This window comes from Streptomyces sp. NPDC006602 (assembly GCF_042870385.1).
In the GTDB taxonomy this organism is placed as follows: Bacteria; Actinomycetota; Actinomycetes; order Streptomycetales; family Streptomycetaceae; genus Streptomyces.
This window is the reverse complement of the sequence record NZ_JBIAHG010000002.1, coordinates 850,568-875,734: the sequence shown is the minus strand read 5'-3', so window position 1 is coordinate 875,734 and position 25,167 is coordinate 850,568. Positions and strand designations below refer to the sequence as shown.

The 25,167-nt window shown below is 70.1% G+C and carries 22 protein-coding genes, 1 pseudogene and 1 riboswitch; of the genes and pseudogenes, 12 read left to right on the top strand and 11 right to left on the bottom strand.

Annotation, left to right across the window (positions count from 1 at the left end; genetic code table 11):
- Positions 1-18: 18 nt before the first annotated feature.
- The 4 genes from ACFYO2_RS08720 (at position 19) to ACFYO2_RS08705 (ending at position 3,670) form a co-directional block, all read left to right on the top strand.
- On the top strand, positions 19-756 hold the full coding sequence (locus tag ACFYO2_RS08720) for a MerR family transcriptional regulator (protein ID WP_388346014.1): 738 nt from the start codon (positions 19-21) through the stop codon (positions 754-756).
- An 85-nt stretch (positions 757-841) separates the two neighbouring features.
- Positions 842-1,315, top strand: a complete 474-nt coding sequence (locus ACFYO2_RS08715) for a bifunctional nuclease family protein (RefSeq protein ID WP_026281837.1) — start codon at positions 842-844, stop codon at positions 1,313-1,315.
- A 259-nt stretch (positions 1,316-1,574) separates the two neighbouring features.
- On the top strand, positions 1,575-2,219 hold the full coding sequence (locus ACFYO2_RS08710; RefSeq protein WP_388346011.1) for a MerR family transcriptional regulator: 645 nt from the start codon (positions 1,575-1,577) through the stop codon (positions 2,217-2,219).
- Between the two features lie 56 nt (positions 2,220-2,275).
- Positions 2,276-3,670 carry a DNA polymerase IV gene (locus ACFYO2_RS08705; RefSeq protein ID WP_388346007.1) on the top strand — a complete coding sequence of 465 codons (1,395 nt, stop codon included), beginning with the start codon at positions 2,276-2,278 and terminating at the stop codon, positions 3,668-3,670.
- A gap of 252 nt (positions 3,671-3,922) precedes the next feature.
- Here the strand turns inward: ACFYO2_RS08705 and ACFYO2_RS08700 are convergent, their stop codons facing one another.
- A complete protein-coding gene (locus ACFYO2_RS08700; RefSeq protein ID WP_388346004.1) occupies positions 3,923-4,294 on the bottom strand; it encodes a PRC-barrel domain-containing protein in 372 nt (123 codons plus the stop codon).
- 114 nt (positions 4,295-4,408) lie between these two features.
- A riboswitch (glycine riboswitch) is annotated at positions 4,409-4,504 on the top strand.
- 185 nt (positions 4,505-4,689) lie between these two features.
- On the opposite strand from ACFYO2_RS08700, the gene gcvP reads away from it, so the two are divergent.
- Entirely contained in the window at positions 4,690-7,575 is a 2,886-nt protein-coding gene (gene gcvP, locus ACFYO2_RS08695) for an aminomethyl-transferring glycine dehydrogenase (protein ID WP_388346001.1), read from the top strand.
- A 74-nt stretch (positions 7,576-7,649) separates the two neighbouring features.
- Here the strand turns inward: gcvP and ACFYO2_RS08690 are convergent.
- The 5 genes and pseudogenes from ACFYO2_RS08690 to ACFYO2_RS08670 all read right to left on the bottom strand — a co-directional run bounded on the left by ACFYO2_RS08690 (position 7,650) and on the right by ACFYO2_RS08670 (position 11,903).
- Positions 7,650-8,070: pseudogene (locus ACFYO2_RS08690) on the bottom strand (molybdopterin-binding protein).
- A gap of 59 nt (positions 8,071-8,129) precedes the next feature.
- On the bottom strand, positions 8,130-9,245 hold the full coding sequence (locus ACFYO2_RS08685) for an ABC transporter ATP-binding protein (RefSeq protein ID WP_388345998.1): 1,116 nt from the start codon (positions 9,243-9,245) through the stop codon (positions 8,130-8,132).
- 385 nt (positions 9,246-9,630) lie between these two features.
- Positions 9,631-10,485, bottom strand: coding sequence for an ABC transporter permease (locus ACFYO2_RS08680; protein WP_388345996.1), 855 nt, complete (start codon positions 10,483-10,485; stop codon positions 9,631-9,633).
- The gene (gene modA / locus ACFYO2_RS08675; protein WP_388345993.1) at positions 10,482-11,336 is read right to left on the bottom strand and encodes a molybdate ABC transporter substrate-binding protein; all 855 of its coding nucleotides are present in this window, start codon (positions 11,334-11,336) and stop codon (positions 10,482-10,484) included. The genes ACFYO2_RS08680 and modA overlap by 4 nt, the downstream gene beginning before the upstream one ends.
- 171 nt (positions 11,337-11,507) lie before the next feature.
- Positions 11,508-11,903, bottom strand: coding sequence for a molybdopterin-binding protein (locus ACFYO2_RS08670; RefSeq protein WP_388345990.1), 396 nt, complete (start codon positions 11,901-11,903; stop codon positions 11,508-11,510).
- Between the two features lie 102 nt (positions 11,904-12,005).
- On the opposite strand from ACFYO2_RS08670, the gene ACFYO2_RS08665 reads away from it, so the two are divergent.
- Positions 12,006-12,428, top strand: coding sequence for a DUF1707 domain-containing protein (locus ACFYO2_RS08665; RefSeq protein ID WP_388345987.1), 423 nt, complete (start codon positions 12,006-12,008; stop codon positions 12,426-12,428).
- 5 nt (positions 12,429-12,433) lie between these two features.
- A complete protein-coding gene (locus ACFYO2_RS08660; RefSeq protein ID WP_388345984.1) occupies positions 12,434-12,649 on the top strand; it encodes a hypothetical protein in 216 nt (71 codons plus the stop codon).
- Positions 12,650-12,775: 126 nt separating this feature from the next.
- Here the strand turns inward: ACFYO2_RS08660 and ACFYO2_RS08655 are convergent, their stop codons facing one another.
- On the bottom strand, positions 12,776-14,728 hold the full coding sequence (locus ACFYO2_RS08655) for an amino acid transporter (RefSeq protein ID WP_388345981.1): 1,953 nt from the start codon (positions 14,726-14,728) through the stop codon (positions 12,776-12,778).
- 292 nt (positions 14,729-15,020) lie between these two features.
- Positions 15,021-15,578 (bottom strand): hypothetical protein, encoded by a 558-nt coding sequence (locus ACFYO2_RS08650; RefSeq protein WP_388345978.1) that lies wholly within the window; start codon positions 15,576-15,578, stop codon positions 15,021-15,023.
- A gap of 282 nt (positions 15,579-15,860) precedes the next feature.
- Here ACFYO2_RS08650 and ACFYO2_RS08645 point away from each other — a divergent pair, with 282 nt between their 5' ends.
- From ACFYO2_RS08645 to ACFYO2_RS08625, 5 genes are all read left to right on the top strand, one after another.
- A complete protein-coding gene (locus ACFYO2_RS08645; protein WP_388345976.1) occupies positions 15,861-17,366 on the top strand; it encodes a glycoside hydrolase family 43 protein in 1,506 nt (501 codons plus the stop codon).
- A 183-nt stretch (positions 17,367-17,549) separates the two neighbouring features.
- Positions 17,550-18,842, top strand: a complete 1,293-nt coding sequence (locus ACFYO2_RS08640) for an extracellular solute-binding protein (protein WP_388345973.1) — start codon at positions 17,550-17,552, stop codon at positions 18,840-18,842.
- A gap of 6 nt (positions 18,843-18,848) precedes the next feature.
- Positions 18,849-19,847 carry a carbohydrate ABC transporter permease gene (locus ACFYO2_RS08635; protein WP_388345971.1) on the top strand — a complete coding sequence of 333 codons (999 nt, stop codon included), beginning with the start codon at positions 18,849-18,851 and terminating at the stop codon, positions 19,845-19,847.
- Positions 19,848-19,864: 17 nt separating this feature from the next.
- On the top strand, positions 19,865-20,716 hold the full coding sequence (locus tag ACFYO2_RS08630) for a carbohydrate ABC transporter permease (protein ID WP_388345968.1): 852 nt from the start codon (positions 19,865-19,867) through the stop codon (positions 20,714-20,716).
- Positions 20,717-20,808: 92 nt separating this feature from the next.
- Positions 20,809-21,864: an endo-1,4-beta-xylanase gene (locus ACFYO2_RS08625; RefSeq protein ID WP_388345965.1), complete on the top strand. Its 1,056-nt coding sequence runs from the start codon at positions 20,809-20,811 to the stop codon at positions 21,862-21,864.
- Positions 21,865-22,120: 256 nt separating this feature from the next.
- On the opposite strand, the gene ACFYO2_RS08620 is transcribed toward ACFYO2_RS08625, so the two are convergent.
- From ACFYO2_RS08620 to ACFYO2_RS08610, 3 genes are all read right to left on the bottom strand, one after another.
- Complete coding sequence (locus ACFYO2_RS08620; protein ID WP_388345962.1) at positions 22,121-23,170, bottom strand: LacI family DNA-binding transcriptional regulator; 1,050 nt, start codon at positions 23,168-23,170, stop codon at positions 22,121-22,123.
- A 226-nt stretch (positions 23,171-23,396) separates the two neighbouring features.
- Positions 23,397-23,603, bottom strand: coding sequence for a DUF5999 family protein (locus ACFYO2_RS08615; protein WP_388345959.1), 207 nt, complete (start codon positions 23,601-23,603; stop codon positions 23,397-23,399).
- 439 nt (positions 23,604-24,042) lie between these two features.
- Entirely contained in the window at positions 24,043-24,627 is a 585-nt protein-coding gene (locus tag ACFYO2_RS08610) for a hypothetical protein (RefSeq protein WP_388345956.1), read from the bottom strand.
- Positions 24,628-25,167: the final 540 nt, after the last annotated feature.

Below are 25,167 nucleotides of genomic sequence, written 5' to 3'. Positions count from 1 at the left end.
GGAACCCCAGGAAGGTCCATGCTTCAAACACCGAGCGGCGGTGCCGGGCACGGTACCGCCGCCACGGACAGTGGGCTGATGAGCATCGGCACGGTGCTGAACGTGCTGCGCGACGAGTTCCCCGAAGTCACCATCTCCAAGATCCGTTTCCTGGAGTCGGAGGGGCTCATTGAGCCGCAGCGGACCCCCTCGGGGTATCGCAAGTTCAGCACCGGCGACGTCGAGCGGCTCGGTCATGTCCTGAGGATGCAGCGGGACCACTATCTGCCGCTCAAGGTGATCCGTGAGCACCTGGACGCCATGGAGCGCGGTGAGGCCGTACCACTGCCGACGGTAGGTCGGCAGTGGGACGGGGAGGGTGCGCCGGAGGTCGTCGAGGGGCCGACGGCGGCCAGGATCGGGCGGGACGAGCTGATGGCCGCCGCCGAGATCGGTGAGCAGGAACTTCAGGAGTGGGAGTCGTACGGGCTCATCACTCCGCTGCCCGATGGGGCGTACGACGCGGAGGCGGCCACCGTGGCCTCGCTCATCGCCGAGCTTGGGCAGTTCGGCATCGAGCCGCGGCACCTGCGGGTGATGAAGGCGGCGGCCGACCGCGAGGCCGGACTGGTGGACCAGGTGGTGGCCCCGCTGAAGCGCCATCGCAACCCGCAGACCAGGGCGCACGCCGAGGCCCGTACCAAGGAACTGGCCGGCCTCACGGTGAAGCTGCACGCGGCGCTCGTGCAGACCGCGCTGGGCGTGCGGCTGCCGTGAGACGAGCGGGCCCGCACCGGCTCGATCGGCCACCCGTTCCCTGCCCGACTACCCAAACATCCCGGGCACGGCCTAGGGTTGCTGTGTGAACGAGCTCGATGTCGTAGGTGTCCGGGTCGAAATGCCCTCGAACCAGCCGATCGTGCTCCTGCGTGAAGTGGGAGGCGACCGCTACCTCCCCATCTGGATCGGGCCTGGGGAGGCTACCGCGATCGCCTTCGCGCAGCAGGGCATGGCTCCCGCCCGACCGCTGACCCACGACCTGTTCAAGGACGTGTTGGAGGCCGTCGGCCAGGAGCTCACCGAAGTGCGCATCACGGACCTGCGGGAGGGCGTCTTCTACGCGGAGCTCGTCTTCGCCAGCGGGGTCGAGGTGAGTGCCCGTCCGTCCGACGCCATAGCGCTGGCCCTGCGCACCGGAACGCCGATCTACGGCAGTGACGGCGTGCTCGACGACGCCGGCATCGCGATCCCGGATGAGCAGGAGGACGAGGTGGAGAAGTTCCGCGAGTTCCTCGACCAGATCTCGCCCGAGGACTTCGGCAGCAGCAGCCAGTGAGAGGCACTGCTTCCCGGTGGGCGAACGGTCCTGCCGGGCTCGCCCACGTCCGTTGACGACTCAAATGCCGGCATTTGCCAGCGGCGCTGAGAGCGTCCTGCGGGCCGCTACGAGCACATTCGGCTAGCCTTTCCCCGCGGTTGGGTGCGGGAAACCACTCGTAGGGTGATTATCACCCGGCGTGCCGAGTGTGGCGATCGTTGACGCGCCCCTGGTGACTGCCTACCGTCGAGAAGGCAGGTCAAGGACGGAGGTCGGCGTGAGAAGCAGCGGCGACGGTACGGCTGGGGGTGCTCCCGGACGCAGTCTTGGGGCGAGCGGTCCGTACCCGCTTCACATCAGCGCGGCCGATCACGCTCCGCAGCGACCGGCGGCCGTGCCGAGCAGCGGAGGGGCGACGTCCATGGCGTCCGAGCAGATCGGCTACCGCGGTCCGACGGCCTGCGCGGCCGCCGGCATCACCTATCGGCAATTGGACTACTGGGCCCGCACCGGCCTTGTCGAGCCGAGCGTGCGGCCGGCCCACGGGTCGGGGACGCAGCGCTTGTACAGCTTCCGGGACGTCGTCGTCCTGAAGGTCGTCAAGCGCTTTCTGGACACCGGGGTGTCGCTGCAGAACATCCGCACCACCGTTCAACACCTCAGGGAACGCGGTTTCCGCGACCTGGAGCGGATGACGCTGATGAGCGACGGGGCCACCGTCTACGAGTGCACCTCGCCGGACGAGGTACATGCGCTGCTCCAGGGCGGACAGGGCATCTTCGGGATCGCCGTCGGCGTGGTGTGGCGGGACGTGGAAAGCGCGCTCTCCCAGCTGCACGGGGAGCGGATCGACACGGGGGAGACTCTCGTCGGGCACAACCCCGCGGACGAGCTGGCGCGGCGGCGCAACAGGGCGGTCTGAGCCGACCCGGCTCTTCGGAGACGGCATTGTCAGTGGCGTAGGGCAGCATCGGAGATGTGAGAAGCGCGCCCACGATCCTGCATCTGGACATGGATGCCTTCTTCGCCTCGGCGGAGCAGGCGTCCAAGCCGAGCCTGCGCGGGAAGGCGGTCATCGTGGGCGGGCTCGGGCCGCGCGGAGTGGTCGCCACCTGCTCGTACGAGGCGCGTGTTTTCGGAGTGCACTCGGCGATGCCCATGGCCCAGGCCCGGCGGCTCGCGCCGAACGCGGCGTATCTCGTGCCGCGCTTCGGGTTCTACCGGGCGATCAGCGAGCAGGTGATGGGGCTCCTGAGGGCGCTGTCGCCGCTGGTGGAGCCATTGAGCCTGGACGAGGCGTTCGTGGACCTGGAGGCCGGTGGAGCGGCCTGGGACGACGCGTCGGCACGGCTGGCCGGGGCCAGGCTGCGGGCCGACATACGGGCCGTCACCGGGCTCACGGGGTCGGTGGGCCTGGCGGCCTCCAAGATGCTGGCGAAGTTCGCCTCGGAGCAGGCCAAGCCCGACGGGCTGCTGGTGATCGAACCGGGGACCGAGCGGGCTCTGCTCGGGCCGATGTCGGTGCGCACCCTGCCTGGGGTGGGGCCGGCGACGGGCGATCATCTACGGCGGGCCGGGATCCACACCGTCGACGAGATCGCCGAGGCGGGCGAGGACGAGCTCGTACGGCTGCTGGGGAAGGCGCATGGGCACGCGTTGTACGCCATGGCGCTGGCGCTCGACGAGCGGCCCGTGGTGGCCGAGCGGGAGACGAAGTCGGTGTCGGTGGAGGACACGTACGACGTCGACATCCACGACCGGATCCGGGTGGGCCTCGAGGTGCAGCGGCTGGCCGACCGGTGTGTGCGGCGGCTGCGGGACGCCGGATTGTCCGGGCGGACCATCGTGCTGAAGGTGCGGAGGTACGACTTCTCCACGCTGACCCGGTCCGAGACGTTGCGGGGGCCCACGGATGACCCGGCGGTGGTGCGGGAGGCTGCCGCGCGGCTGTTGGATTCCGTCGACACGACGGGGGGTGTGCGGCTGCTGGGGGTGGGTGTGAGCGGGCTGGCCGACTACACGCAGGAGGATCTGTTCGCGCAGGCGGCGGGGGAGCAGGGCGACTCCGGGGTGGTGGGGGATGCCGATGACCTGCCTGCAAAGGAGCCGGTGGCGCCGGTCGAGCGGCGGTGGGTTTCGGGGCACGACGTCAGGCATGCCGAGTACGGGCACGGGTGGGTGCAGGGGAGTGGGCTCGGGCGGGTGACCGTGCGGTTCGAGACGCCGGATTCGGAGCCGGGGCGGGTGCGGACGTTTCGGATCGATGATCCGGAGTTGGAGGTGGCGGAGCCGTTGCCGTTGGTGGCGCGAAGAGCTGGGGAGGCTGGGGGTGGGGTTACTTCGGTGGATGGGGGGCGGGTGGGGGCAGGGTGAGATCGGCGGGTGCGGTGGGGTGGAGTGTGCGGGTTGGACGGGGCTGGGGGCGGGGTGTGTGGCGCGGCCCGGCGTTGCGGGGTGCCGCTCGCGCCCACCCGTGCCGCCCCAGCGGCACGACTGCCCGCGGCTTGACGGCAGAGCTGTTCGTGGCCTGATGGTGCGGCTGCCCGCGGCTTGACGGCAGGGCTGTTCGTGGCTTGATGGTGCGGCTGTTCGTGGCTTGATGGGTGGGTGGTGGGGGCGGTGGGGTCAGGGTTCGTCTGTGTCTGCCAGCTTGCCGAAGTCGTGGTCCGGGAAGGGGGGAGGGGCGGCGATGTCGAGACTGTAGTGGTGGTAGAGCTGGAGTTCTTGCTCGGGGGAGAGGTGGCGGCCCACGCCGAAGTCGGGGGCGTCCTTGATCAGAGCGCGGTCGAAGGGGACGTGGAGGGTGCCGTCGATCAGTTCGCTGGGCTCCAAGGGGACGAAGGCGTCTCTGGAGAAGAGACCGGTGCGTATGGCCGCCCATTCCGGTGTGCCCGTGGCGTCGTCGAGGTAGACCTCGTCGATGGTGCCGAGCTTCGTGCCGTTGCGGTCGAACGCCTTGCGGCCGATCAGGTTGCGCGGATCGATATCGGTCTGCACGGGCCCTCCACTTGGTCGCAACTCATCCGTAAACACTACAAAAGGGCAGATTCAGGAACGTGGCCACTCGAAGGCACGGGCGTGGACCCCGCTGGTACGCTGGCAAGCGGCTGCTGACCCCGTGCGGGAGAGTCCTCCGGACACCATCGGAGGCGCCGAAGGAGCAAATCCTCCCCGGAATCTCTCAGGCCCACGTACCGCACGGACGAGGTCACTCTGGAAAGCAGGGCGGGTGCCGACGGCGTCGACGGCTTCCGCTCTCACCGACGGTGAAAGCCGGTTGCCCTCGGGCGGCCGGTGAAGCTCTCAGGTCGAGATGACAGAGGGGGAGGCCGTTCGGGTACCCGCGCCGTGGTGACCCCTCGAAGGTCGTGTCAGACCAGGAGGCCTCCGTAATGACCGCCCATCGCATTCCACTCTCCGAGCTCGAGCAGGGAATCCCCTTCGAGCAGCGCCACATCGGGCCCGACCAGGAGGCGCGGGCCAAGATGCTCGCGCAGGTCGGGTACGGCTCGCTCGACGAGCTCACGGCCGCCGCGGTCCCGGATGTGATCAAGAACGCCGACGCGCTGGAGCTGCCGGGCGCGCGCACCGAGGCCGAGGTGCTGGCAGAGCTGCGTTCGCTGGCCGATCGGAACCAGGTTCTCGATTCCATGATCGGGCTCGGGTACTACGGGACGTTCACGCCGCCCGTCATCCTGCGCAATGTGATGGAGAACCCGGCCTGGTACACGGCTTACACGCCGTACCAGCCGGAGATCTCACAGGGGCGGCTCGAGGCCCTGCTGAACTTCCAGACGATGGTCGCCGACCTCACGGGTCTGCCGACCTCCGGCGCCTCGCTGCTCGACGAGGGCACCGCGGCCGCCGAGGCTCTGGCGCTGTCCCGGCGCATGGGCAAGAACAAGAAGGGCCTCTTCCTGATCGACGCGGACACGCTGCCGCAGACCATCGCCGTGATCGAGACCCGCGCCGAGCCGACCGGCGTCGAGGTCGTCGTCGCCGACCTCAGCGAGGGTATTCCGGCCGAGATCGCCGGGCGTGAGATCAACGGCGTGCTGATCCAGTACCCGGGCGCCTCCGGTGCCGTACGCGACATCAAGCCGCTGATCGAGCAGGCGCACGAGCTCGGTGCGCTCGTGACCGTCGCCGCCGATCTGCTGGCGCTGACGCTGCTGAAGTCCCCGGGGGAGCTCGGTGCGGACATCGCGGTCGGGACGACCCAGCGCTTCGGTGTGCCGATGGGCTTCGGTGGGCCGCACGCCGGATACATGGCGGTGCGCGAGAAGTTCGCGCGCAGCCTGCCCGGGCGGCTCGTGGGTGTGTCCGTGGACGCCGACGGGAACAAGGCGTACCGGCTCGCTCTGCAGACCCGTGAGCAGCACATCCGTCGGGAGAAGGCGACCAGCAACATCTGCACCGCGCAGGTGCTGCTCGCCGTGATGGCCGGGATGTACGCCGTCTACCACGGACCCGAGGGGCTCAAGAGCATCGCGCGGCGCACCCACCGGTACGCCACGATCCTCGCCGCGGGCCTGACGGCCGGCGGGGTCGAGGTCGTACACGGCTCCTACTTCGACACGCTGACCGTCCGGGTGCCGGGGAGGGCCGCCGAGATCCTCGCGGGCGCGCGGGCCAACGGCGTCAATCTGCGGCTCGTGGACGGCGACCACGTGTCCCTCGCCTGCGACGAGACCACCCTGCGGGCCCAGCTGGGCGCCGTATGGAACGCGTTCGGGGTCGAGGGGGACATCGAGGCGCTCGACGCTGTGACCGAGGAGACGCTTCGGGGCGCGCTGCTGCGGTCGGACGAGTACCTGGCGCACCCCGTGTTCCACCAGTACCGGTCCGAGACCGCGATGCTGCGTTACCTGCGCCGCCTGGCCGACCGTGACTACGCGCTCGACCGCGGCATGATCCCGCTGGGCTCCTGCACCATGAAGCTCAACGCGACCGCCGAGATGGAGCCGGTCACCTGGCCCGAGTTCGGGCAGCTGCACCCCTTCGCGCCCGCCGAACAGGCGCAGGGCTACCTCACGCTCATCCGGGAGTTGGAGGAGCGGCTCGCCGAGGTCACCGGCTACGACAACGTGTCGTTGCAGCCCAATGCCGGGTCGCAGGGTGAGCTGGCCGGACTGCTCGCGGTACGGGGGTATCACCGGGCCAACGGTGACGAGCAGCGGACCGTGTGCTTGATCCCGTCGTCCGCGCATGGCACCAACGCCGCCAGTGCCGTCATGGCAGGGATGAAGGTCGTCGTCGTGAAGACCGCCGGGGACGGCGAGATCGACGTCGAGGACCTGCGGGCGAAGATCGAGCAGCACCGGGACGAGCTGGCGGTGCTGATGATCACGTATCCGTCGACGCACGGGGTGTTCGAGGAGCACGTCGCCGACATCTGCGCCCAGGTGCACGAGGCGGGCGGGCAGGTGTACGTCGACGGTGCCAACCTCAACGCGCTGGTGGGACTGGCCAAGCCGGGGCACTTCGGCGGCGACGTCTCGCACCTGAACCTGCACAAGACCTTCTGCATCCCGCACGGCGGCGGCGGTCCGGGCGTCGGCCCGGTGGGTGTGCGTGCGCACCTGGCGCCGTATCTGCCGAACCACCCGCTGCAGCCCGCGGCCGGCCCGGAGACGGGTGTCGGGCCCATCTCGGCCGCGCCCTGGGGTTCCGCCGGGATCCTGCCGATCTCGTGGGCGTACGTCCGGCTCATGGGCGGCGAGGGGCTCAAGCGCGCCACGCAGGTGGCGGTGCTCAGTGCGAACTACATCGCCAAGCGGCTGGAGCCGCACTACCCGGTGCTGTACACCGGCCCGGGCGGGCTGGTCGCGCACGAGTGCATCATCGATCTGCGGCCGCTCACCAAGGCGACCGGTGTGAGCGTCGACGACGTCGCCAAGCGGCTGATCGACTACGGCTTCCACGCGCCGACGATGTCCTTCCCGGTGGCCGGCACGCTGATGATCGAGCCGACCGAGTCCGAGGATCTGACCGAGATCGACCGGTTCTGCGAGGCGATGATCGCCATTCGTGCGGAGATCGACAAGGTCGGCTCGGGCGAGTGGTCCGCGGACGACAACCCGCTGCGGAACGCGCCGCACACCGCCGATGCGCTGGGCGGGGAGTGGGAGCACGCCTACACGCGCGAGGAGGCCGTCTTCCCGGCCGGTGTGTCGGTCGCGGACAAGTACTGGCCGCCGGTGCGCCGTATCGACCAGGCCTTCGGCGACCGGAACCTCGTCTGCTCCTGCCCGCCGCTGGACGCGTACGAGGACTGACGTGCGGTGCCTGGTGAGGGCTAGAACGTGATGAGGGCTCCGTCCGGCTGTTCGTCGGGCGGAGCCCTTGTGCGTCATGCCGTCGCGAGGGAGACCTCGGTCGACTTGATGAGGGCGACGACCGGAGTGCCGGGTGCCAGGGCGAGGTCTGTTACGGCGTCCCTGGTGATCACCGCGGTCAGGTCGCCGCCGTCGAGGGCGACCTTGACGGCGGCCATGGCGCCGCCGGTCGCGATGTCGCGGACGGTGCCCGGGAGCTGGTTGCGGATGGAGACGCCGTCGACCGGGGCGGTGGCCAGGGACACCTCCGTCGACTTGACCAGGGCGCGTACGTGCGCGTCCGGGGGTGAGGCCGAGTTCCTCGGCGGCCTCCAGGGTGATCGCCGCGGTGAGGTCGCGGCCGCCGGTGAGGCGGACCTTGACCGTGGCCATGACCTCGCCTGGGGTGATGGAGGTGACGGTGCCGGGGAGCTGGTTGCGGATGCTCAGGCTCATGGATGACGCCTCGTTGGGGGTGGGGGAGTCGGGGTTCCCACCGTAGTCGGCGGCGAGGCTTATGCCGGGTATGCGTGAGTCTGGGCCGCTTTGACCGTAGCCCAGACCGGTGCGCCGGGGTGCAGGTCGAGTTCGGCGGCGGCGACCGTCGTGAGGTCGGCGGCCAGGGGGAGTTCGCCGGTGAGGTCGGCGCGGATCTGGTCGCCGTGGGTCTCCAGGCCGGCCACTTCGCAGCGCCAGAGGTTGCGGGCGCTGGAGCCGGTGGGGCGGTCGCGGTAGAGGGTCACGGCGCCCGGGGGGAACGCGACGAAGGCAGGTCCGGCGAGGTCCTCCGTGGTGGTGACGGCGGGGCCGGCGTCCAGGCGGACCGTGTGGCCGTCGGCCTGCCCCCTGTAGAGGTTCAGGCCGACGAGTTGCGCGACGTAGTCCGTACGGGGGCGGCGGGCGATGTCGGCGGGTGTGCCCTCCTGGACGACCCGGCCGTGCTCGACGACCACCAGCCGGTCGGCCAGCACCATGGCGTCCAGCGGGTCGTGGGTGACCAGGACCGCGACGGCCTCGAACTCGGCGAGGTGACGGCGGAGTTGGGCACGTACCTCCAGGCGGGTGCGGGCGTCCAGGGCTGCCAGGGGTTCGTCGAGGAGGAGCAGGCGGGGGCTGGTGGCCAGGGCGCGGGCCAGGGCGACGCGCTGGGCCTGGCCGCCGGAGAGGCGGCGGGGCTTGGCGCCGGCGTGGTCGGCGAGCCCCATGCGGGCCAGCCACTCGGCGGCTTTCGCACGGGCCTGCGCCTTGGTCGCGCCGTGGCAGCGGGGTCCGAAGGCCACGTTGTCGAGGGCGGAGAGGTGGGGAAAGAGCAGGTAGTCCTGGAAGACGACGCCGACCGGGCGGGACTCGGGGGGCGTACGGTCCAACTCCGTGCCGTCGAGCCGCAGATGGCCGGCGGTGAGGGGGGTGAGGCCGGCGAGTGCGCGTAGGGCGGTGGTCTTGCCGGCGCCGTTCGGGCCGAGTAGGGCGACGACGTCGCCGGCGGCGGCGGTGAGGGTGACGTCGAGGCGGAAGGTGTCCCGGGCGACGACGAGGTGGGCGTTGAGGCCTTCGGTGTGGGTGCGTTCGGGGGTGGTGTCGGTTGTGGGGTCGGTTGGGGTGTTGTCTGTGGTTCCGTCGACGTCGGTCATGAGCGGTGTGTCCTGGGGAGGGGTTGGTTGTGGCGGCGACGGTTGTGGAGTGTGGGGGCGGCTGGGGTGGAGAGGAGCCTCGTACGTTTATCGCGTGAGGGACGTTGGTGTGTGTGGAGGGGTACCGGTGGACGGGTTCCCGCGGGTCGGGGGTGGTGCGGGTCGGGGGTGGGTCGCGCAGCCCGGCGTTGGCGGGGTGCCGCCTGCGCCCGCCCGTGCCGCCCCAGCGGCACGACTGCCCGCGGCTTGGCGGGGTGCGTCGGCTGTCCGGAGCTTGGCGGGGGTGGGGCGTGTGGCCCGGGGTTGTTGGGGTGCAGCTTGGCGACGGTGGGTGTGGTTCGGGGCCTGGTGGGGGTCGTCGGCCGTGGGGGCGTGCGGTGATGGGTCATGAGGCTGTCATCCAGCGGTCGCGTAGGCCTGCCAGGACCGCGATCGACACTGCCAGGAGGACCAGGCTGAGGGCGATCGCGGCTGCCGGGTCGTTCTGGAGGGCCAGGTAGACCGCGAGGGGCATGGTCTGGGTGCGGCCCGGGAAGTTGCCCGCGAAGGTGATCGTGGCGCCGAACTCGCCCAGGGCTCGGGCCCAGGCGAGGACGGAGCCTGCCGCGATGCCCGGCATGATCAGCGGCAGGGTGACCCGGCGGAACGCGGTGAAGCGGGAGGCGCCGAGCGTGGTGGCCGCCTCCTCGTAGCGCGGGTCGGCGGCGCGCAGGGTGCCCTCGACGCTGATGACGAGGAACGGCATGGCCACGAAGGTCTCCGCGAGGATCACGCCGGTCGTGGTGAAGGGGAGCGTGATCCCGAACCAGGAGTCCAGCCACTGCCCGACGACGCCGTTGCGGCCGAGGGCGAGCAGCAGGGCCACGCCGCCGACGACCGGGGGCAGGACGAGGGGCAGGGTCACCAGGGCGCGGACCAGGCCGCGGCCGGGGAAGTCGGCGCGGGCCAGTAGCCAGGCCAGCGGGACACCGATGACCAGGCTCAGCGCGGTCGCGGCCGTGGCGCACACCAGGGACAGGCGGAGGGCCTCCCAGACCTCGGCGCTGGTCAGCTGCTCGGGGAGGCTGCGCCATGGGGCTCGTATCAGCAGGGCGACCAGCGGCAGGAGCAGGAACGCCAGGCCTGCGAGGGCGGGGAGGAGGAGGGGCAGGGGCACGCCTCGGCCGGTGCCTTCCCGAAGTCGCCGACGCCGCCGCTCGCCCTCCGGGGTGACGGCCGTGGCCTGGTAGGGCCCGGTCATGGCTTGAGGAACCCGGCCTCGGTCAGGACCTTCTGGCCCTCGGCGGACTTCACCAGCTCGATGAACGCCTTGGCCGTGTTGGGGTTGCGGGCACTCTTGAGGAGGGAGATCGGGTAGTCGTTGATGGCCTCGGCCGACTCGGGGAAGTCCACGCCCGCCACCCTGTCACCCGCCGCCTTCACATCGGTCTTGTAGACGACCGCGGCGTCGGCCTCCTTCAGCTCGACCTTTGTCAGGGCGCTCTTGACGTCCTGTTCGTAGGAGACCGGCGTGAGCTCGAGATCGGCGGCCTCGAGGGCCTTCTGTGCGGCCGATCCGCACGGCACCGTCTTGTCGCACAGGACGACCTTGAGGCCGGACCTGGTGAGGTCCTTGAGGGAGGAGACCTTGTCGGGGTTGCCCGGCAGGGTGGCGATCTCCAGCTGGTTGCGGACGAAGGTGGCGGGGGTGCCGACGGCGTCCTTCTCGTTCGTCACGATCGCCATGGTCTTGGGGCTTGCGGCGGCGAACACGTCGGCCGGGGCGCCGCCCGTGATGCTCGCGGCGAGGGTGTCGCTGCCGCCGAAGCTGAAGGTGACCTTCGTGCCCGGATGCTTCTTCTCGAACCGCTTGCCGAGGGTCGTGAAGCTCTCCTGGAGTGAGGCCGCGGCGAAGACGGTCACCGTGCCGGCGAGCTTCGCCGACGAGTCGGGCCCGGCGGCCGCGTCGGAACCCGCGTCCGAGGACGACGAGCACGCGCTCAGCGTCAGCAGCGCGGCGGCTCCCGCGCCGACCACCCGCACAGTACGGCGGGTCCGGCAGGTGCGGGGGATCCGGCCGGACCCTCGGGTTCGGCGCACGGAACGGGTCATCTCGGGTCCACTCCTCGGTCTGCCTGAGAAGAGCCCGTCGGACTCTTCCGATGAGCCGATCATACTTCCGCATGTGCGAGGCATAAGTCGGCTGTCTCGTCGCATGAGCCGGGGTGGATCGTGTATGGGGTGGCATGTGCGTTTCCCTGCAGGCCGCGGGGATGAGCAGTGTCAGAGGCGGTCGATGTGTACGTTCGTCGACTTCACGCGGGCCGTCGCCTCCATGCCGACCTCCAGGCCGAGTTCCTCGACGGCTTCGCGGGTCAGCAGGGAGACCAGTCGGTGCGGGCCGGCCTGGATATCGACCTGGGCGGCCACGTCGCCCAGCTTGATCGCGGTGACGATGCCGGGGAAGGCGTTGCGGGCGGAGGTGTAGGGCGCGTCCTCGTCCGTGCTGCCGGCTTTGGCCAGCTCCACCGAGAACGCGGCCAGATCCCGCCCGTCGACGAGCCGCCGCCCGCTGTCGTCGCGGTGGGTCGCCACCCGGCCCGCGTCCGCCCAGCGGCGCGCGGTGTCGGGGCTCACGCCGAGCAGCCTTGCTGCCTGGCCGATCGTGTAGGACTGCATGCTGGTCACGATAGGCCCGCGAACAGGCAGTAGCCGATGTGGGGTTGGCCCTGGGGTGTGACGCGATACAGCGTTGGTCGTCGCCATGGATCGGAGTGAGGTATGTCGGACGAGGTCTCCCGTACCGGTGCGTCGTCGCCCGAGCCGAGGGCCTCGCACGCGGACCGGGACCGGGTGGTGGACGTACTTCGCATCGCCGCGGGGGACGGCCGGCTGACCGCCGAGGAGCTCGACGAGCGACTGGAGGCCGTCCTGACCGCGCGCACGATGGGCGAGCTGGCCGTGCTGACGGAGGACCTGCCGACGGCCCTCGACGGGGGCGCGGTGGGCGGGTCCGGGGGCGAGGCCGAGGAGGTCGTCCGGATCGAGCAGGAAGGCGCCTCGGCCCGGGGCGACGCGGATTGGGTGGTGCCGCGGCGGATGGAGATCCACTCCGAGTGGGGCGATGCGACGCTCGACTTCACCGATGCCGTGATCACGTACGACACCTGCGCATCGACCTCGACATGCGGGGCGGCGCCCTGAGACTCGTGACCCGGCCGGGGGTCGTGGTGGACACCGACTCCCTGGTGACGCACTACGCCAAGGTCAGGACGCGGCGGTCGGCCGAGTCTGACGCTCTGCTGGTGCTGCGCGTGGAGGTGGCCGGCGAGCTGCGTTTCGGGCAGGTCGTGATGCGCCCGCCCCGGCGCCTGTTCGGCAGGTGGTCACGGCCGGAACCGTCGCTGCGCCTGTCCGGCAGGTAACCGCGGCTCGAGCGCGCCTGTTCGGTGGGCGCGGCTGAAACGCCCTTGCCCGGCGGGTAACCGCGGCTTGAACCGCCGAGGTCCCTGTTCGGCCGGTGGTCATGGCCGGACGGGCCGCCTCGGACCTCAGCCGGTGTGGACGCGCGGTCGGCGGGGCCGGTCGGGTTCCGCCTCCCGCAGCACCTCTCGGGTGACCGGGGCGACCTCGCCCTGGCCGAAGAGGAAGAAGCGCAGGAAGTTGGCGAAGGGGTTGCCCTCGGTCCACTCGAAGTAGATGTGCGGGGTGCAGCCGGTCGCGTCGCGGACGTGCAGGAGCAGGGCGGCCAGCGCGTTGGGGATGGAGGAGGACTCCAGGGTCAGGACGCGGTAGCGGTGGTGCAGGATATCGCCGCGTACGGTCAGACCCGCCTCGAACTCGGAGGGGTCGAGGACCGTGACCTCGACGAAGACGAAGTCCTCCCCGGGGATGTCGTTGTCCTCCCGGATCTGCGCGATCTTGTCGCGGTACTCCGCCTTGTCCCGCTGGTCGGGCTGGTTGGCGATGAGTCGGATCTTTCGGCTGGCCATGTCGCGGATGAAACGTTCCGCCATGTCGTCGAGCGTCACGCTGGTCACGCGCAGCTCGAAGGCGCGTGCCAGCCGGGACAGCAGGGAGACCAGGATGATGCCGGCGATGAAGCAGGCGCCGATCTTCACGCCGTCGGGGCGCTCGATGACGTTCAGGACGGTCGTGTAGAGGAAGACGGCCGAGATGACCGCGAAGGTGATGGTCCAGTTCCGCTGCCCGGCCTTGCGGGCGGCGATCGTCACGGCGATGGCGGCCGAGGAGATGAGGACCAGGACGCCGGTGGCGTAGGCGCCGCCCTGTGCGTCGACGTCGGCGTCGAAGATCCAGGTGACCAGGAAGCCGATCAGGGTGAAGACGATGACCATCGGGCGCACCGCGCGGGCCCAGTGCGGGGCCATGCCGTAGCGGGGAAGGTAGCGGGGCATCAGGTTGAGCAGCCCGGCCATCGCGGAGGCCCCGGCGAACCAGAGGATGGCGATGGTGGAGACGTCGTAGACCGTGCCGAAGGTGCTGCCCAGATACTCGTGCGCGAGGAACGCCAGTGCGCGTCCGTTCGCCTGGCCGCCCGGCTCGAACTCCTTCTCCGGGATCAGCAGGGTGGTGATGAAGCTGGTGGCGATCAGGAAGACACTCATGATCAGGGCGGCGGTGGTGAGCAGCTTCTTCGTGTCGCGGATCCGGCCGGTCGGTCGCTCGTCCGTGTCGTCCGGGGCGCCCTGGACGTGCGGCATGACCGCGACGCCGGTCTCGAAGCCGGAGAGGCCGAGGGCCAGCTTGGGGAAGACCAGCAGGGCCACGCCGACCATGGCGAAGACGTTGCCGTGTTCGGCGGTCAGGGCGGTGGACCAGTCGGTGATCACATGGCCGGCCGTGACGACGTGCCACATGCCGACGATCACGACGACGAGGTTCAGCGTGAGGTAGATGCCGACCAGGACGACCGCGACACCGATCGCCTCCAGGAAGCCCTTGAGGAACACCGCGCCGAGCAGTGCCACGAGGATCAGAGTGACGATCATCTGCTTGTCGTGCAGCGTGCTGGTGAGGTGCGGGTTCTCGATCAGGTGGGTCGAGGCGTCCGCCGCCGACAGGGTGATGGTGATCAGGAAGTCGGTCGCGGCGAAGCCGAGCAGCGTCAGGACGAACAGTTTGCCCTTCCAGAAGGACAGCAGCCTTTCCAGCATGGCGATCGAGCCCTCGCCCCGGGGGCTCTCCTCGGCCACCCGCCGGTACACCGGCAGGGCGCCCGCGAGGGTGACGATCACCAGCACGATCGTCGCCACGGGAGACAGCAGACCAGCCGCGAGGGCCGCGATGCCCGGCTGATAGCCGAGGGTCGAGAAGTAGTCGACTCCTGTCAGGCACATGACCCGCCACCACCGCTGACCTTTGTGCGCGGGTTCCGGTGTGGTGTGCGGGCCCTGGGGGCCGCCGCCCTTGCCCATGTCGGCCAGGCCTTCGAGCATCCAGGAGCGTATGCGGCTGGACGGGGGGTGTTCGGTGGTGGCCATCGGGCGTGCTCCTGAGGTGCGGCGCAGCGTGTGGATCCGGCCATCACGTGTACGGCGGGATCGGCGCGCTCAGCGTAAGCGGAGAGTGATGCCGGGGCCCACGGATGGAGAGATGGAGCGCGTCAAGCTTCCGTTAAGACTGGGCAGGCGCACGAAAGCAGCAGGTCAAGTCGTTGGCCGGCGTATCGACGGCCGACGGGGCGGGACGCGGCGCGGAGAGCGCGAGACGGACACCCAGCGTCATGAACAGACGACGTCTTCCGGCCGTCCGTGGCAGTGGTGCGGGGTGCTGTCACTCCAGGCCCGAGATCTTGAACACCCGCTGGGCGGTCTCCCGTTCGACCCGCCGGGAGAGCCGGCCCAGCACCGGGGCACCGCACGTGAGCGAGCCGCTGGACAAAGACGTCTGGGCGTCCTCGCCCAGGCGGTGCCACAGGTCGGGGTTGTCCACCAGGACCTGCGGGTCGATCTCGACGCGGCCGCCGAGAGCGTCCCGCAGCACCAACCGCCGGCTCACTCCGTCCGGGCAGCTCGCCGAGACCAGCAGGTCGGTGCGGACCAGGCGCTCGCTCAACAGGCCTCGGGACGCCAGCCAGCCCTCGCCGGCGCGCACTTGGGGCGGACAGAGCACCGCGAAGAGCAGCAGTCCCAGGCTGAGCCACAGGAGGCTTCGCCAGAGGGCGAAACAGCCCTCGCCCCAGTCGATGACGAGCAGCAGACCGAGGAGCGTGGCCGCGCAGTGGAGCGCACTGCGCATCTCCTTCACCCATCGCCGGTCGTGCACCGCCGCACCGGGCCCTGGTGCACTTGCGCCGACCGGCCCGTGCCACGCCTCGTCGTGGTGTCCCATGGTGCCGACGGTAGGGAATCGCCGGGCGGGGCGGTGCCCATTGGCGTCACTCTGACGGGTAATCGGCGGTTCTTGACGCGTCAACCGCGGGCGTCGGCAGCGGGTGCAGGCGGTCGGCGGGGGAATGCCGCCCGTCGTGGCGCGTCCGCAGTGAGCGTTCCGACCGCCCGGCATGCTCGATACCTTGCCCGTCTCTGCGAGGCGACCTACAGTTCAGCTCCGTAACGTTCGCCAGATCATCCGAAAGTTTCGCCCACGCGACTCTCGAAGGGACTGACGCACATGCGGACGTACGACAATCCTGTGATCGGTGGCTTCCATCCGGATCCCAGTGTGTGTCGGGTCGGCGAGGACTACTACCTCGTGTGCTCGAGCTTCGAGTACTTCCCCGGCGTTCCGCTCTTCCACAGCCGTGACCTGGTGCACTGGCGCCAGATCGGCAACGTCCTCGACCGGCCCGGGCAGTTGGAGCTGTCCGACGACGCGGTGGCGTCCGGCGGGATCTACGCCCCGACACTCCGTCACCACGACGGCCGCTTCTACATGATCACGACCAACGTCTCCGGCAACGGCAACTTTCTGGTCACCGCCGACCGTCCCGAGGGGCCGTGGTCCGATCCCGTGTGGATCGACCTGCTGGGGATCGACCCCGACCTGGCCTGGGACGACGATGGAAACTGCTGGTGCGCCGTCTCCGGCGTCCGGGTCGCGCGCATCGACCCGGTGACCGGCAAGGTGCTCGAAGGGCCGCTGCCGGTGTGGTCCGGGACGGGACTGCAGCATCCCGAGGCGCCGCACCTCTACCGGGTCGGCGACTGGTGGTACCTGATGCTGGCCGAGGGCGGCACCGCACACGGCCACAGCGTGTCGGTCGCCCGTGCCCGCGACCCGCGCGGCCCCTACGAGCCGGCGCCGGCCAACCCGGTCCTCTCCCACAGCGGCACCGGCCTGCCCATCCAGAGCACCGGCCACGCCGACCTGGTCCAGGCGCCCGACGGCACTTGGTGGATGCTGCTCCTCGCCACACGCCCCCGCGGCTTCTTCCCGTCCTTCCACGTCCTGGGCCGGGAGACGTTCCTGACCCCGGTGGAGTGGGCGGACGGCTGGCCCCGCGTCGGCCCGGTGCGCGAGCGCCATCCGGCGTCGGCCGCCTGGCATCCCGTCGAACTCCCGCCGGAGCGGGAGGACTTCGACGCCGGGCACCTGGCGCCGTACTGGATCTCCCCGCGCAGCAGGCCCGAGGGGGCCTGGTCGCTGGGCGAGCGGCCCGGGTGGCTGACGCTGCGGGCGACGGGGGACAGCCTCGACCGGCCGGGCCACACCTTCGTCGGACGCCGTCAGCAGCACCCGGAGTGCCGGGTGGCGGCCCGGCTGGACCCCGGAACCGCCCGCGCGGGCCTGTCCGTCCGCATGGACGAGGCCCACCACTATGACGTCGAGATCGCCGGGGGAGAGGTGAGTGTCGTCGCCCGGATCGGTCCGGTACGGCAGTGTCTCGTCCGTCGGGCCATGCCCTCGGGGCCGGTCACGCTCGTCGTCGAGGTCCGTACGACCTCCCCCGTGCCGCCGACCGTCACGAGCTCCCGGGAGCACGCTCCCGGAGTCAGGCCCGGCGGCCCCGACACGGTCGTCTTCTCGGTCGAGGGTGGTGAACCGCTGGCCGAACTCGACGGCCGTTACCTGTCCACACAGATCGCAGGCGGCTTCACCGGTCGCGTCATCGGCATGTACGTCACCGAGGGCACCGCGTCCTTCGACTGGTTCGCGTACACACCCTCGAGCTCCTGAAGCAGCCGCTTTCCGGAACAAGTCGGCGGCGGACCCGCTCAACATTCCCCGCGTACAAGGGGTTGCCACCGTTTGGGAGCTGTCTCTAGGGTGCGGCAACAACGAACCTTTCTGGATCTACTCCGAAACTTTCGATCCAGCGGACAGGCGTGGACGCGCCGTCCCGTACCCAAGGAGCGCAACATGGGCGACCCGGCACTGTCCCGCCGCAGCTTCCTGGCGGCGTCCGCCGCGGCCGGGCTGAGCATGACGGCACTGAGCGGCTGTGGCGGCGACTCGGACGGAGGCTCGTCCGGGACGACCACGATCGAGTGGTGGAACATCTCCACCACCGAGCCCACGAAGGGCGTCTGGGCCGCACTGGCCAAGAAGTTCGAGGCTCAGAACCCCAAGGTGAAGATAAAGATCGTCCAGCTGGAGAACGACGCCTACAAGTCGAAGATGACGGCGCTGACCGCCTCCGGCAAGCTCCCGGACATCTTCCACACCTGGGGTGGCGGCGTCCTGAAGCAGCAGGTCGACGCCGGGCTCGTCGAGGACCTCACGGACCGCAGCAAGCCGTGGGCGGACGGGCTGCTGTCGGTCGCGAAGGAGCCGTACCTGCTCGACGAGAAGGTGTACGGCATCCCGTTCGACATCGGGATGATCGGCTTCTGGTACAACAAGGCGCTCTTCAAGAAGGCCGGCATCAGCACGCCCCCCACCACCTGGAGCGGCTTCCTCGACGCCGTGGGCAAGCTGAAGGCCAAGGGCATCACCCCCCTCGCCCTCGCGGGCAAGGAGACGTGGACCGGCATGTACTACTGGGCCTACCTCGCGATGCGCACCGCCGGCGCCGAGGCGCTGCAGAAGGCCAACGACGACAAGGACTTCACGGGGGCCGAGTTCGTCGAGGCCGGCGAGCACCTCAAGGAACTCGTCGACCTGAAGCCCTTCCAGAAGGGCTTCCTCGGCGCCGCCTACTCCAGCCCCACCGGCCAGGCCGCCGCCGTCGGCAACGGCAAGGCGGCGATGGAACTCATGGGCCAGTGGGCCCCCGTGGTGGAGGCGGACGCGGGCAAGGGCCTCGGGGACGACCTCGGGTTCTTCCCGTTCCCCGCGGTCGAGGGCGGCAGGGGCGCCATCACCGAGGTGTTCGGCGGAGGCGGCGGGCACGCCCTGCGCAAGGGCGCCCCGCAGGCCGCCGTCGACTTCCTGAAGTTCTTCGCCTCCGAGGCCACCGACCTGGAACTGGTCAAGAAGACCGGCGTCCTCCCCGTGGTCCCGAGCGCCGAGAGCGCCATCGCCGACCCCAACATCAAGGCCGTACAGACGCAGTTGAAGAGCGCCACCGGCTTCCAGCTGTATCTCGACCAGGCGTACGCGCCCGCCCTCGGCCAGCAGGTCAACGACAGCGTCGGCGCGCTGATCGCCGGGTCCAAGTCTCCCGAGCAGGTCACCGAGTCGATCACCAAGGTCGCGAAGGAAGAGCAGTAGCCGACGATGACCTCCACGTTCCTTCCGGACAAACGGACCGACCCCGACGTCGGCCTGCCGCCCCCGGTCGCAGGCAGCGGCCGGGGGCGGGCCCGGCGCCGCGCGCTCAACTGGTTCACCGCGGTCGGCTTCCAGCTGCCGGCCCTGGTGCTGTTCGGCGTCCTGGTGCTGCTGCCGATCCTGTTCGCCCTGTACGCCGCGTTCTTCCGCTGGGGCGGCTTCGGCATGCCCTCCGACTACATCGGCGTCGACAACTTCACCCGGCTCTTCGAGGACCCGGTCTTCCTCGGCGACCTGTGGCGCTGCCTCGTCCTGGTGCTGCTGTCGCTCGCCGTCCAGCTGCCGTTCGCGCTCGCCATGGCCGTCCTGCTCAACCAGAAGGTGCGCGGCCGTGCCGTCTACCGCATGCTGTTCTTCGCGCCGTACGTGCTGTCCGAGGCCATCACGGGTGTGCTGTTCAGCATGATCTTCGCCCCGGACAGCGGTCTCGCCGACGAGGTCCTCGGCAGCGTGGGCCTGGACGGGCTCGGCGGGACCTGGTTCGCCGATCCCTCCACCGTCATGGCGACCCTCTTCCTCGTCATGACCTGGAAGTACTTCGGCTTCCACATGATGCTCTACCTCGCCGGACTCCAGTCCATCCCCGCCGAGTTGACCGAGGCGGCGCTCATCGACGGCGCCAACGCCTGGCAGCGGTTCCGCAACATCACCCTGCCGCTGCTCGCGCCGACCCTGCGAATCAGCGTCTTCCTGTCCGTCATCGGATCCATCCAGCTCTTCGACCTGGTGTGGGTGACGACCGCGGGCGGCCCCGACCACCACTCCGAGACCATGGCCGTGACCATGTTCCAGTACGGCTTCAAGCGCTACCAGGTCGGCTACGCCAGCGCGATCAGCGTCGTCATGTTCGGCATCAGCCTCGTATTCGCCCTCGCCTACCAGCGGTTCGTGCTCCGCCGCGACATGGAAGGGGCCACCACGACCCTGCGAGGGGGCGGGAAGTGACGAACACTCAGAAAATCATGGCCACTCGGGAAACAGCGACCATCCAGAAACCCCGCAGGAAGACACTGCCGATCCACGTCGTCCTCGGCGTCGTCGGCGCGCTGATGGCCGTGCCGCTGCTCTACGCGGTGGTCTCCGGCTTCAAGTCCACCGACGAGCTCTCCCGCAACCCGATCGGGCTGCCCGACTCGTGGGTGACCTCCAACTACACCGACATCCTGGGCTCGGGCGCGTTCTGGCAACTGCTCGGCAGCAGCACGCTGATCGCGATCGGGACGACCGTCATCGTCGTCGCGTCCTCCGCGCTCGCCGCCTTCTCCTTCGCGCGGTTCGCCTTCCGCGGACGGGAGGTGCTGTTCACCCTGTTCACCATGGGGCTGATGTTCCCCTTCGCGGTGGCGGCCCTGCCGCTGTTCCTGCTGCTGCGTTCCATGGGCCTGCTGGACAACCCGCTCGGTGTGATCCTCCCGCAGGCCGCGTTCGGACTGCCCATGACGATCATCATCCTGCGCGGCTTCTTCCGGGAGATTCCGGGGGAGCTGGAGGAAGCGGCCACGCTCGACGGGTGCAGCCCGTTCGGCTTCTTCTGGCGGGTGCTGCTGCCCATGGCGCGGCCGGCCCTCGGCACCGTGTCGGTCCTCGCCGTCGTCACCAGCTGGAACAACTTCTTCCTGCCGCTGCTGGTGTTCACCGAGTCCACCTGGTGGACCATCCCGATCGGCGTGCAGCAGTTCCAGGGCCAGTACTCCGCGGAGACCGCCAAGGTCTTCGCCTACCTGGTGCTGGCCATGGTCCCCGCCCTCGCCTTCTACTCGGTCGCCGAGCGCCAGCTCGTCGGCGGCCTCACCGCCGGCGCGACGAAGGGATGACGCACGCCGACGGCAGTACGGCTCACCCTCCCCCACTCTCGGCTTCGCTCGAGCGGGGGGACCCCCATCATCCGCACGTGAGGAGTCGCACCATGCGCACTAGGACCACCCGCACCCGACTCAGACTCGCCGGCGCGCTCGCCGCCCTCCTGGTCGGCGCGGGGATCGCCACCGGGCCGACGGCCCAGGCGGAAGGAAAGCCCCCGACCCTGGCCGACCTCGCCCAGCGCCACGGCCGTTACTACGGAAGCGCCACCGACAATCCCGAACTCGTCGACGAACCGTACAAGGCCGTCCTCGGCAGCGAGTTCGACATGATCACGCCGGGCAACGGCATGAAGTGGTACGCCACCGAGCCCCAGCAGGGAGTCTTCGACTGGTCCAAGGGCGACGAGATCGTGAACCTCGCCCGTGCCAACCACCAGAAGGTGCGAGGACACACGCTGGTGTGGCACAGCCAGCTGCCGGACTGGCTCACCGGCCGTGACTGGACGGCGACCGAGCTGAGGGCCGTACTGAAGAAGCACATCCAGACGGAAGTGCTGCACTACAAGGGCAAGATCTACGCCTGGGACGTCGTCAACGAGGCGTTCAACGAGGACGGCACCTACCGCGAGACGATCTTCTACAAGACGCTCGGCCCCGGCTACATCGCCGACGCGCTGCGCTGGGCCCACCAGGCAGACCCGAAGGCGAAGCTCTACCTCAACGACTACAACGTCGAGGCCGTCGGCCCGAAGAGCGACGCCTACTACAAGCTGGCCAAGGAACTCCGGGCGCAGGGCGTGCCGCTCCACGGCTTCGGCCTCCAGGCCCACCTGGCGCTCCAGTACGGCTATCCGACCACGTTGGAGGACAACCTCCGCCGCTTCTCCCGGCTCGGCCTGGACACCGCTCTCACCGAGGTGGACGTCCGCATGTACCTGCCCGCCGACGAGGCGAAGCTGGCCACGCAGGCCGAGTGGTACCGGGACATGACCGAGGCCTGCCTCGCGGTGCGCCGGTGCGTCGGCATCACACTCTGGGACTACACGGACAAGTACTCGTGGATCCCGGCGTTCTTCGAGGGCGAGGGCGCGGCGCTCCCCTGGGACGAGCAACTGGCCCCGAAGCCGGCCTACTTCGCGATCCGGGAGGCGCTGAAGTAAGGCCCCGTTGCTCCGGCGTTCGCGAAGGGGCGCCGGAGCAACACCCCGTTCCCGGGCGCCCGCGAGGGGGGGTGCCCGGGAACGCCGGTGACTAGTGCCGCGGCAGGCAACGTTCGCCCCGTCGCGACGCCCGGCACGCACTCTCGCCGCACCGGCCGAAAGCCCAAGTACGTCCAGTACGAGGGCTTCCGGCCGGCACGCCGAGAGCACGCACCAGACGCCGCTCCTTGACGGGCAAACGTTGCCTGCCGCGGCACTAGAGCCGGGCCGGCGGTGCTGTGCTCGCCCTCACCACCAGGTCCGTGCCCAGCTCGACCCGCGGTGAGTCCGGCTGTTCGCCGCGGGCCAGGCGCAGGACCGTACGGACGGCCAACTTGCCCATGTCGGCGAGGGGCTGGCGGATCGTGGTGAGGGGCGGGGCCGACCAGCGGACTTCCGGAAGGTCGTCGAAACCGACCACGCTCATGTCCTCCGGGACGCGCAGGCCCCGCCGGCGCAGCGCCTCGATCGCGCCGAGTGCCATCTGGTCGCTCGCCGCGAACACGGCGGTCGGCGGCTCGGGCAGGTCGAGCAGGGTGTTGCAGCCGGCGAAGCCGGATTCCGGGTGGAAGTCGCCTGGGGCGACGAGGGAGTCGTCCAGCGCGAGGCCCGCGCCCTCCAGGGCCGCGCGGTAGCCGTCGAACCGGGCCCGGGAGCACAGCAGTCGGGGCGGGCCCGCGATCAGGCCGATCCTGCGGTGGCCCAGCGACAGCAGGTGTTCGGTGGCCGCCATGCCGCCCGCCCAGTTGGCCGCGCCGACCGTGGGGACGTCGAGGGTGGGGGAGCCGGCCGGATCGACGACCACCAGCGGGACGCCCAAGATGCGCAACTCGTCGTGGAGGACGGGCTCCAGTACCGAGGTGACGAGGATGACGCCGTCGGAGGCGCGGGCCCGCAGATTGCGCATCCATTCGCGGGCGTCGCCCGTGCGCCCGTGGATCGCCGACACCACCGTGCCCACGCCGGCGGCGTGCGCGACCTCCTCCACGCCCCGGATGATCTCCACGGCCCAGGGGCTGTCGAGGTCGTTGAAGACGAGGTCGAGCAGGGCGGCGCGGGTGCCGGGTGCCGCGGGCCGCTTGCGGTAGCCGTGGCGTTGCAGCAGGTCCTCGACCCGGGCCCGGGTCTGCGGCGAGACGTCGGACCGGCCGTTGACGACTCGGGACACGGTCGGCACCGAGACCCCGGCCCGCCGGGCGATCTCCGTGATCGTGACCTTGCCCCGGGCCTCGGCCGCCGTCCCGGCGTCGGCCTCGTGTGCTGCCACTTCCCCACCTCCGTACCGGACTGACCTTCGAAACTTCCAGGAGTCTTCCGGAAAGCGGGTGGTCGTGGGAAGGGGCCACGCCCGGATGGTGTGAGGGACCGCATCACACATGCGGGGCTACGCGCAGTGACCGCCCCCGGACATGCGTGGGGGCCGGTGCGCAGTCGGCGCTGCGAGCCGGCCCCTCAGATACTCCGGGCGGTGCGGTGGGCCGCCCGGTGGCGCCTCAGGCGGCGGTCATCACCTGGGCGGTGGCCAGCGGGCGGTGCGGGTCGATGACCCGTCCGTCCGGCAGGAGCTCACCGGTGTCCTCGAAGAGCAGAACGCCGTTGCACAGCAGGCTCCACCCCTGTTCCGGGTGGTGCGCCACGAGACGCGCGGATTCCCGGTCGGCGGAGTCGGCTGTCGGACACGGTGTCTGGTGCTGGCACATTGGTGGGATCTTTCGCTCTGTCGTGCTGGGTGGGATGGCTGTGGTGTCTGTCCCGTGCCGTGAAGCGTCGTTCATGGCCGGCCCCCGTTGTGATAAGTCGGACGGAACCCAGTGTTGCCCTACGGGCGCCATTCCGCAGGGATTTCGAGGCACCGCTTCTCACAGGTTCATGACGCATCACTCGCGCGGACGGTTCATTCCAACTGCACTGTCACTTCGGGTGGTTCGCGGTGGCCGGATGGGGCTAGTCCGGACGGGCAGGGGGCCCTGTCCGGCTCGTACGAGCCGTAAAGCGCTCGTACGAGCGAAAGGGTCGCCGGTAATCTCTTCCGTGCGATCGTAAGGCCGCCGAATACAGCGTCGTACCCCGCCACCCGGAATTCGGGAACGGGGTACGAAGATCGCCGCTACGGAGCGCTGTGGAACGCTGCGGAATTCGTCAGGCCGGTGAGCTCAGCAGCGGCGCCGGAGTCACCCGATGGGTGAGCACCGGCAGCAGGTCGGCCACCCGGTGCGGACGGTGTGCGGCGATGCCGGGCGGCGCCGGCGCCAGCGGGACGAGCAGGTCCGCGGGGGCGGGCCGGCCGGTGGCACCGTCCGTGGTGCAGTCGCCGTGCAGCCAGAGGGTGAGCATGTAGAGGCGGGGTACCGACAGCAGACGCGGCTGGTGGGGCTGCGACATGGCCTCGGCCTGGCGCAGCGCCAGCTCGGTGGACGCGATGTACGGCCCCTCGAAGAAGCGGGAGAACGCCCAGCCGTCGGGGGTCAGCATGGTCTCCGCCGCGGCCACCGCACGGTCGCCGCAGCGGATCAGGAAACGCCAGCCGGACAGCCGGGTGGCGGGGACGCCCGAGGCGTCGACGCCGTCCAGGACGTGGACCGGCAGCGGGAATTCCGGGGTGACGGGACCCTGGGCACGCAGCAGGGAGGGAGTTCGGGCCTCGCGTACCGCGGTGGGAGAACCGAGCGCGGTGAGGACGGAGCGAAGTGCGGGCGCGGGAGCCGGTGGGACATGCAGCGGCATGGTGGGTCGCCTCTCATTCGACAGGCACAGGGGCAGTGAGGGCGGGGCTGGGCGGACGGCGCTGTCAGCTCACGTGGTCAGAGAGGCGGGGCCGTGGTCCGGAGGCCAGGGGGGTACGCGAGGCTTGCCGTACGTCACCTGACGGCTGGATCGAGGGCCGCGGGTGCCAGCCTTCTGCCTTGTTCGCGGAGTTTATACGACTCATGTTCAGACGGTGTTTCGTCTAGCCGTTTCCGGCGGGGAGAACAAGGGTCCATTCGGTCGGCGATTCGCGGGAATCATCCCGATTCCGGGCGGGCCGCACGGCGATGACCTCGGAAAATACCTGATGGGCGGACGGCCCATTCTCATCGGCGTTTTTCACGAGTTCCCAGGGGCACTCGCATCTGCACAGTGCACCATGCCCGACGAATGTGCCGCCGGTCATGTCCGACAGCGTAACGGCTGCCGGGCCCGCCCGGGACGTTATCGATCGTCTCGGCTGGGCATCATCCCACCTGACCCGGACACCGGCGGCCGGTTCCTCGGCCCGCCCACGCG

Excerpts from the sequence above, each read along its gene's own strand:
- ACFYO2_RS08720 (WP_388346014.1), top strand. The coding sequence starts at position 19 with ATGCTTCAAACACCGAGCGGCGGTGCCGGGCACGGTACCGCCGCCACG.
- gcvP (WP_388346001.1), top strand. The coding sequence starts at position 4,690 with ATGACCGCCCATCGCATTCCACTCTCCGAGCTCGAGCAGGGAATCCCC.
- ACFYO2_RS08685 (WP_388345998.1), bottom strand. The coding sequence starts at position 9,245 with ATGACCGACGTCGACGGAACCACAGACAACACCCCAACCGACCCCACA.
- ACFYO2_RS08680 (WP_388345996.1), bottom strand. The coding sequence starts at position 10,485 with ATGACCGGGCCCTACCAGGCCACGGCCGTCACCCCGGAGGGCGAGCGG.
- modA (WP_388345993.1), bottom strand. The coding sequence starts at position 11,336 with ATGACCCGTTCCGTGCGCCGAACCCGAGGGTCCGGCCGGATCCCCCGC.
- ACFYO2_RS08670 (WP_388345990.1), bottom strand. The coding sequence starts at position 11,903 with ATGCAGTCCTACACGATCGGCCAGGCAGCAAGGCTGCTCGGCGTGAGC.
- ACFYO2_RS08665 (WP_388345987.1), top strand. The coding sequence starts at position 12,006 with ATGTCGGACGAGGTCTCCCGTACCGGTGCGTCGTCGCCCGAGCCGAGG.
- ACFYO2_RS08655 (WP_388345981.1), bottom strand. The coding sequence starts at position 14,728 with ATGGCCACCACCGAACACCCCCCGTCCAGCCGCATACGCTCCTGGATG.
- ACFYO2_RS08650 (WP_388345978.1), bottom strand. The coding sequence starts at position 15,578 with ATGGGACACCACGACGAGGCGTGGCACGGGCCGGTCGGCGCAAGTGCA.
- ACFYO2_RS08645 (WP_388345976.1), top strand. The coding sequence starts at position 15,861 with ATGCGGACGTACGACAATCCTGTGATCGGTGGCTTCCATCCGGATCCC.
- ACFYO2_RS08640 (WP_388345973.1), top strand. The coding sequence starts at position 17,550 with ATGGGCGACCCGGCACTGTCCCGCCGCAGCTTCCTGGCGGCGTCCGCC.
- ACFYO2_RS08635 (WP_388345971.1), top strand. The coding sequence starts at position 18,849 with ATGACCTCCACGTTCCTTCCGGACAAACGGACCGACCCCGACGTCGGC.
- ACFYO2_RS08630 (WP_388345968.1), top strand. The coding sequence starts at position 19,865 with ATGGCCACTCGGGAAACAGCGACCATCCAGAAACCCCGCAGGAAGACA.
- ACFYO2_RS08625 (WP_388345965.1), top strand. The coding sequence starts at position 20,809 with ATGCGCACTAGGACCACCCGCACCCGACTCAGACTCGCCGGCGCGCTC.
- ACFYO2_RS08615 (WP_388345959.1), bottom strand. The coding sequence starts at position 23,603 with ATGTGCCAGCACCAGACACCGTGTCCGACAGCCGACTCCGCCGACCGG.
- ACFYO2_RS08610 (WP_388345956.1), bottom strand. The coding sequence starts at position 24,627 with ATGCCGCTGCATGTCCCACCGGCTCCCGCGCCCGCACTTCGCTCCGTC.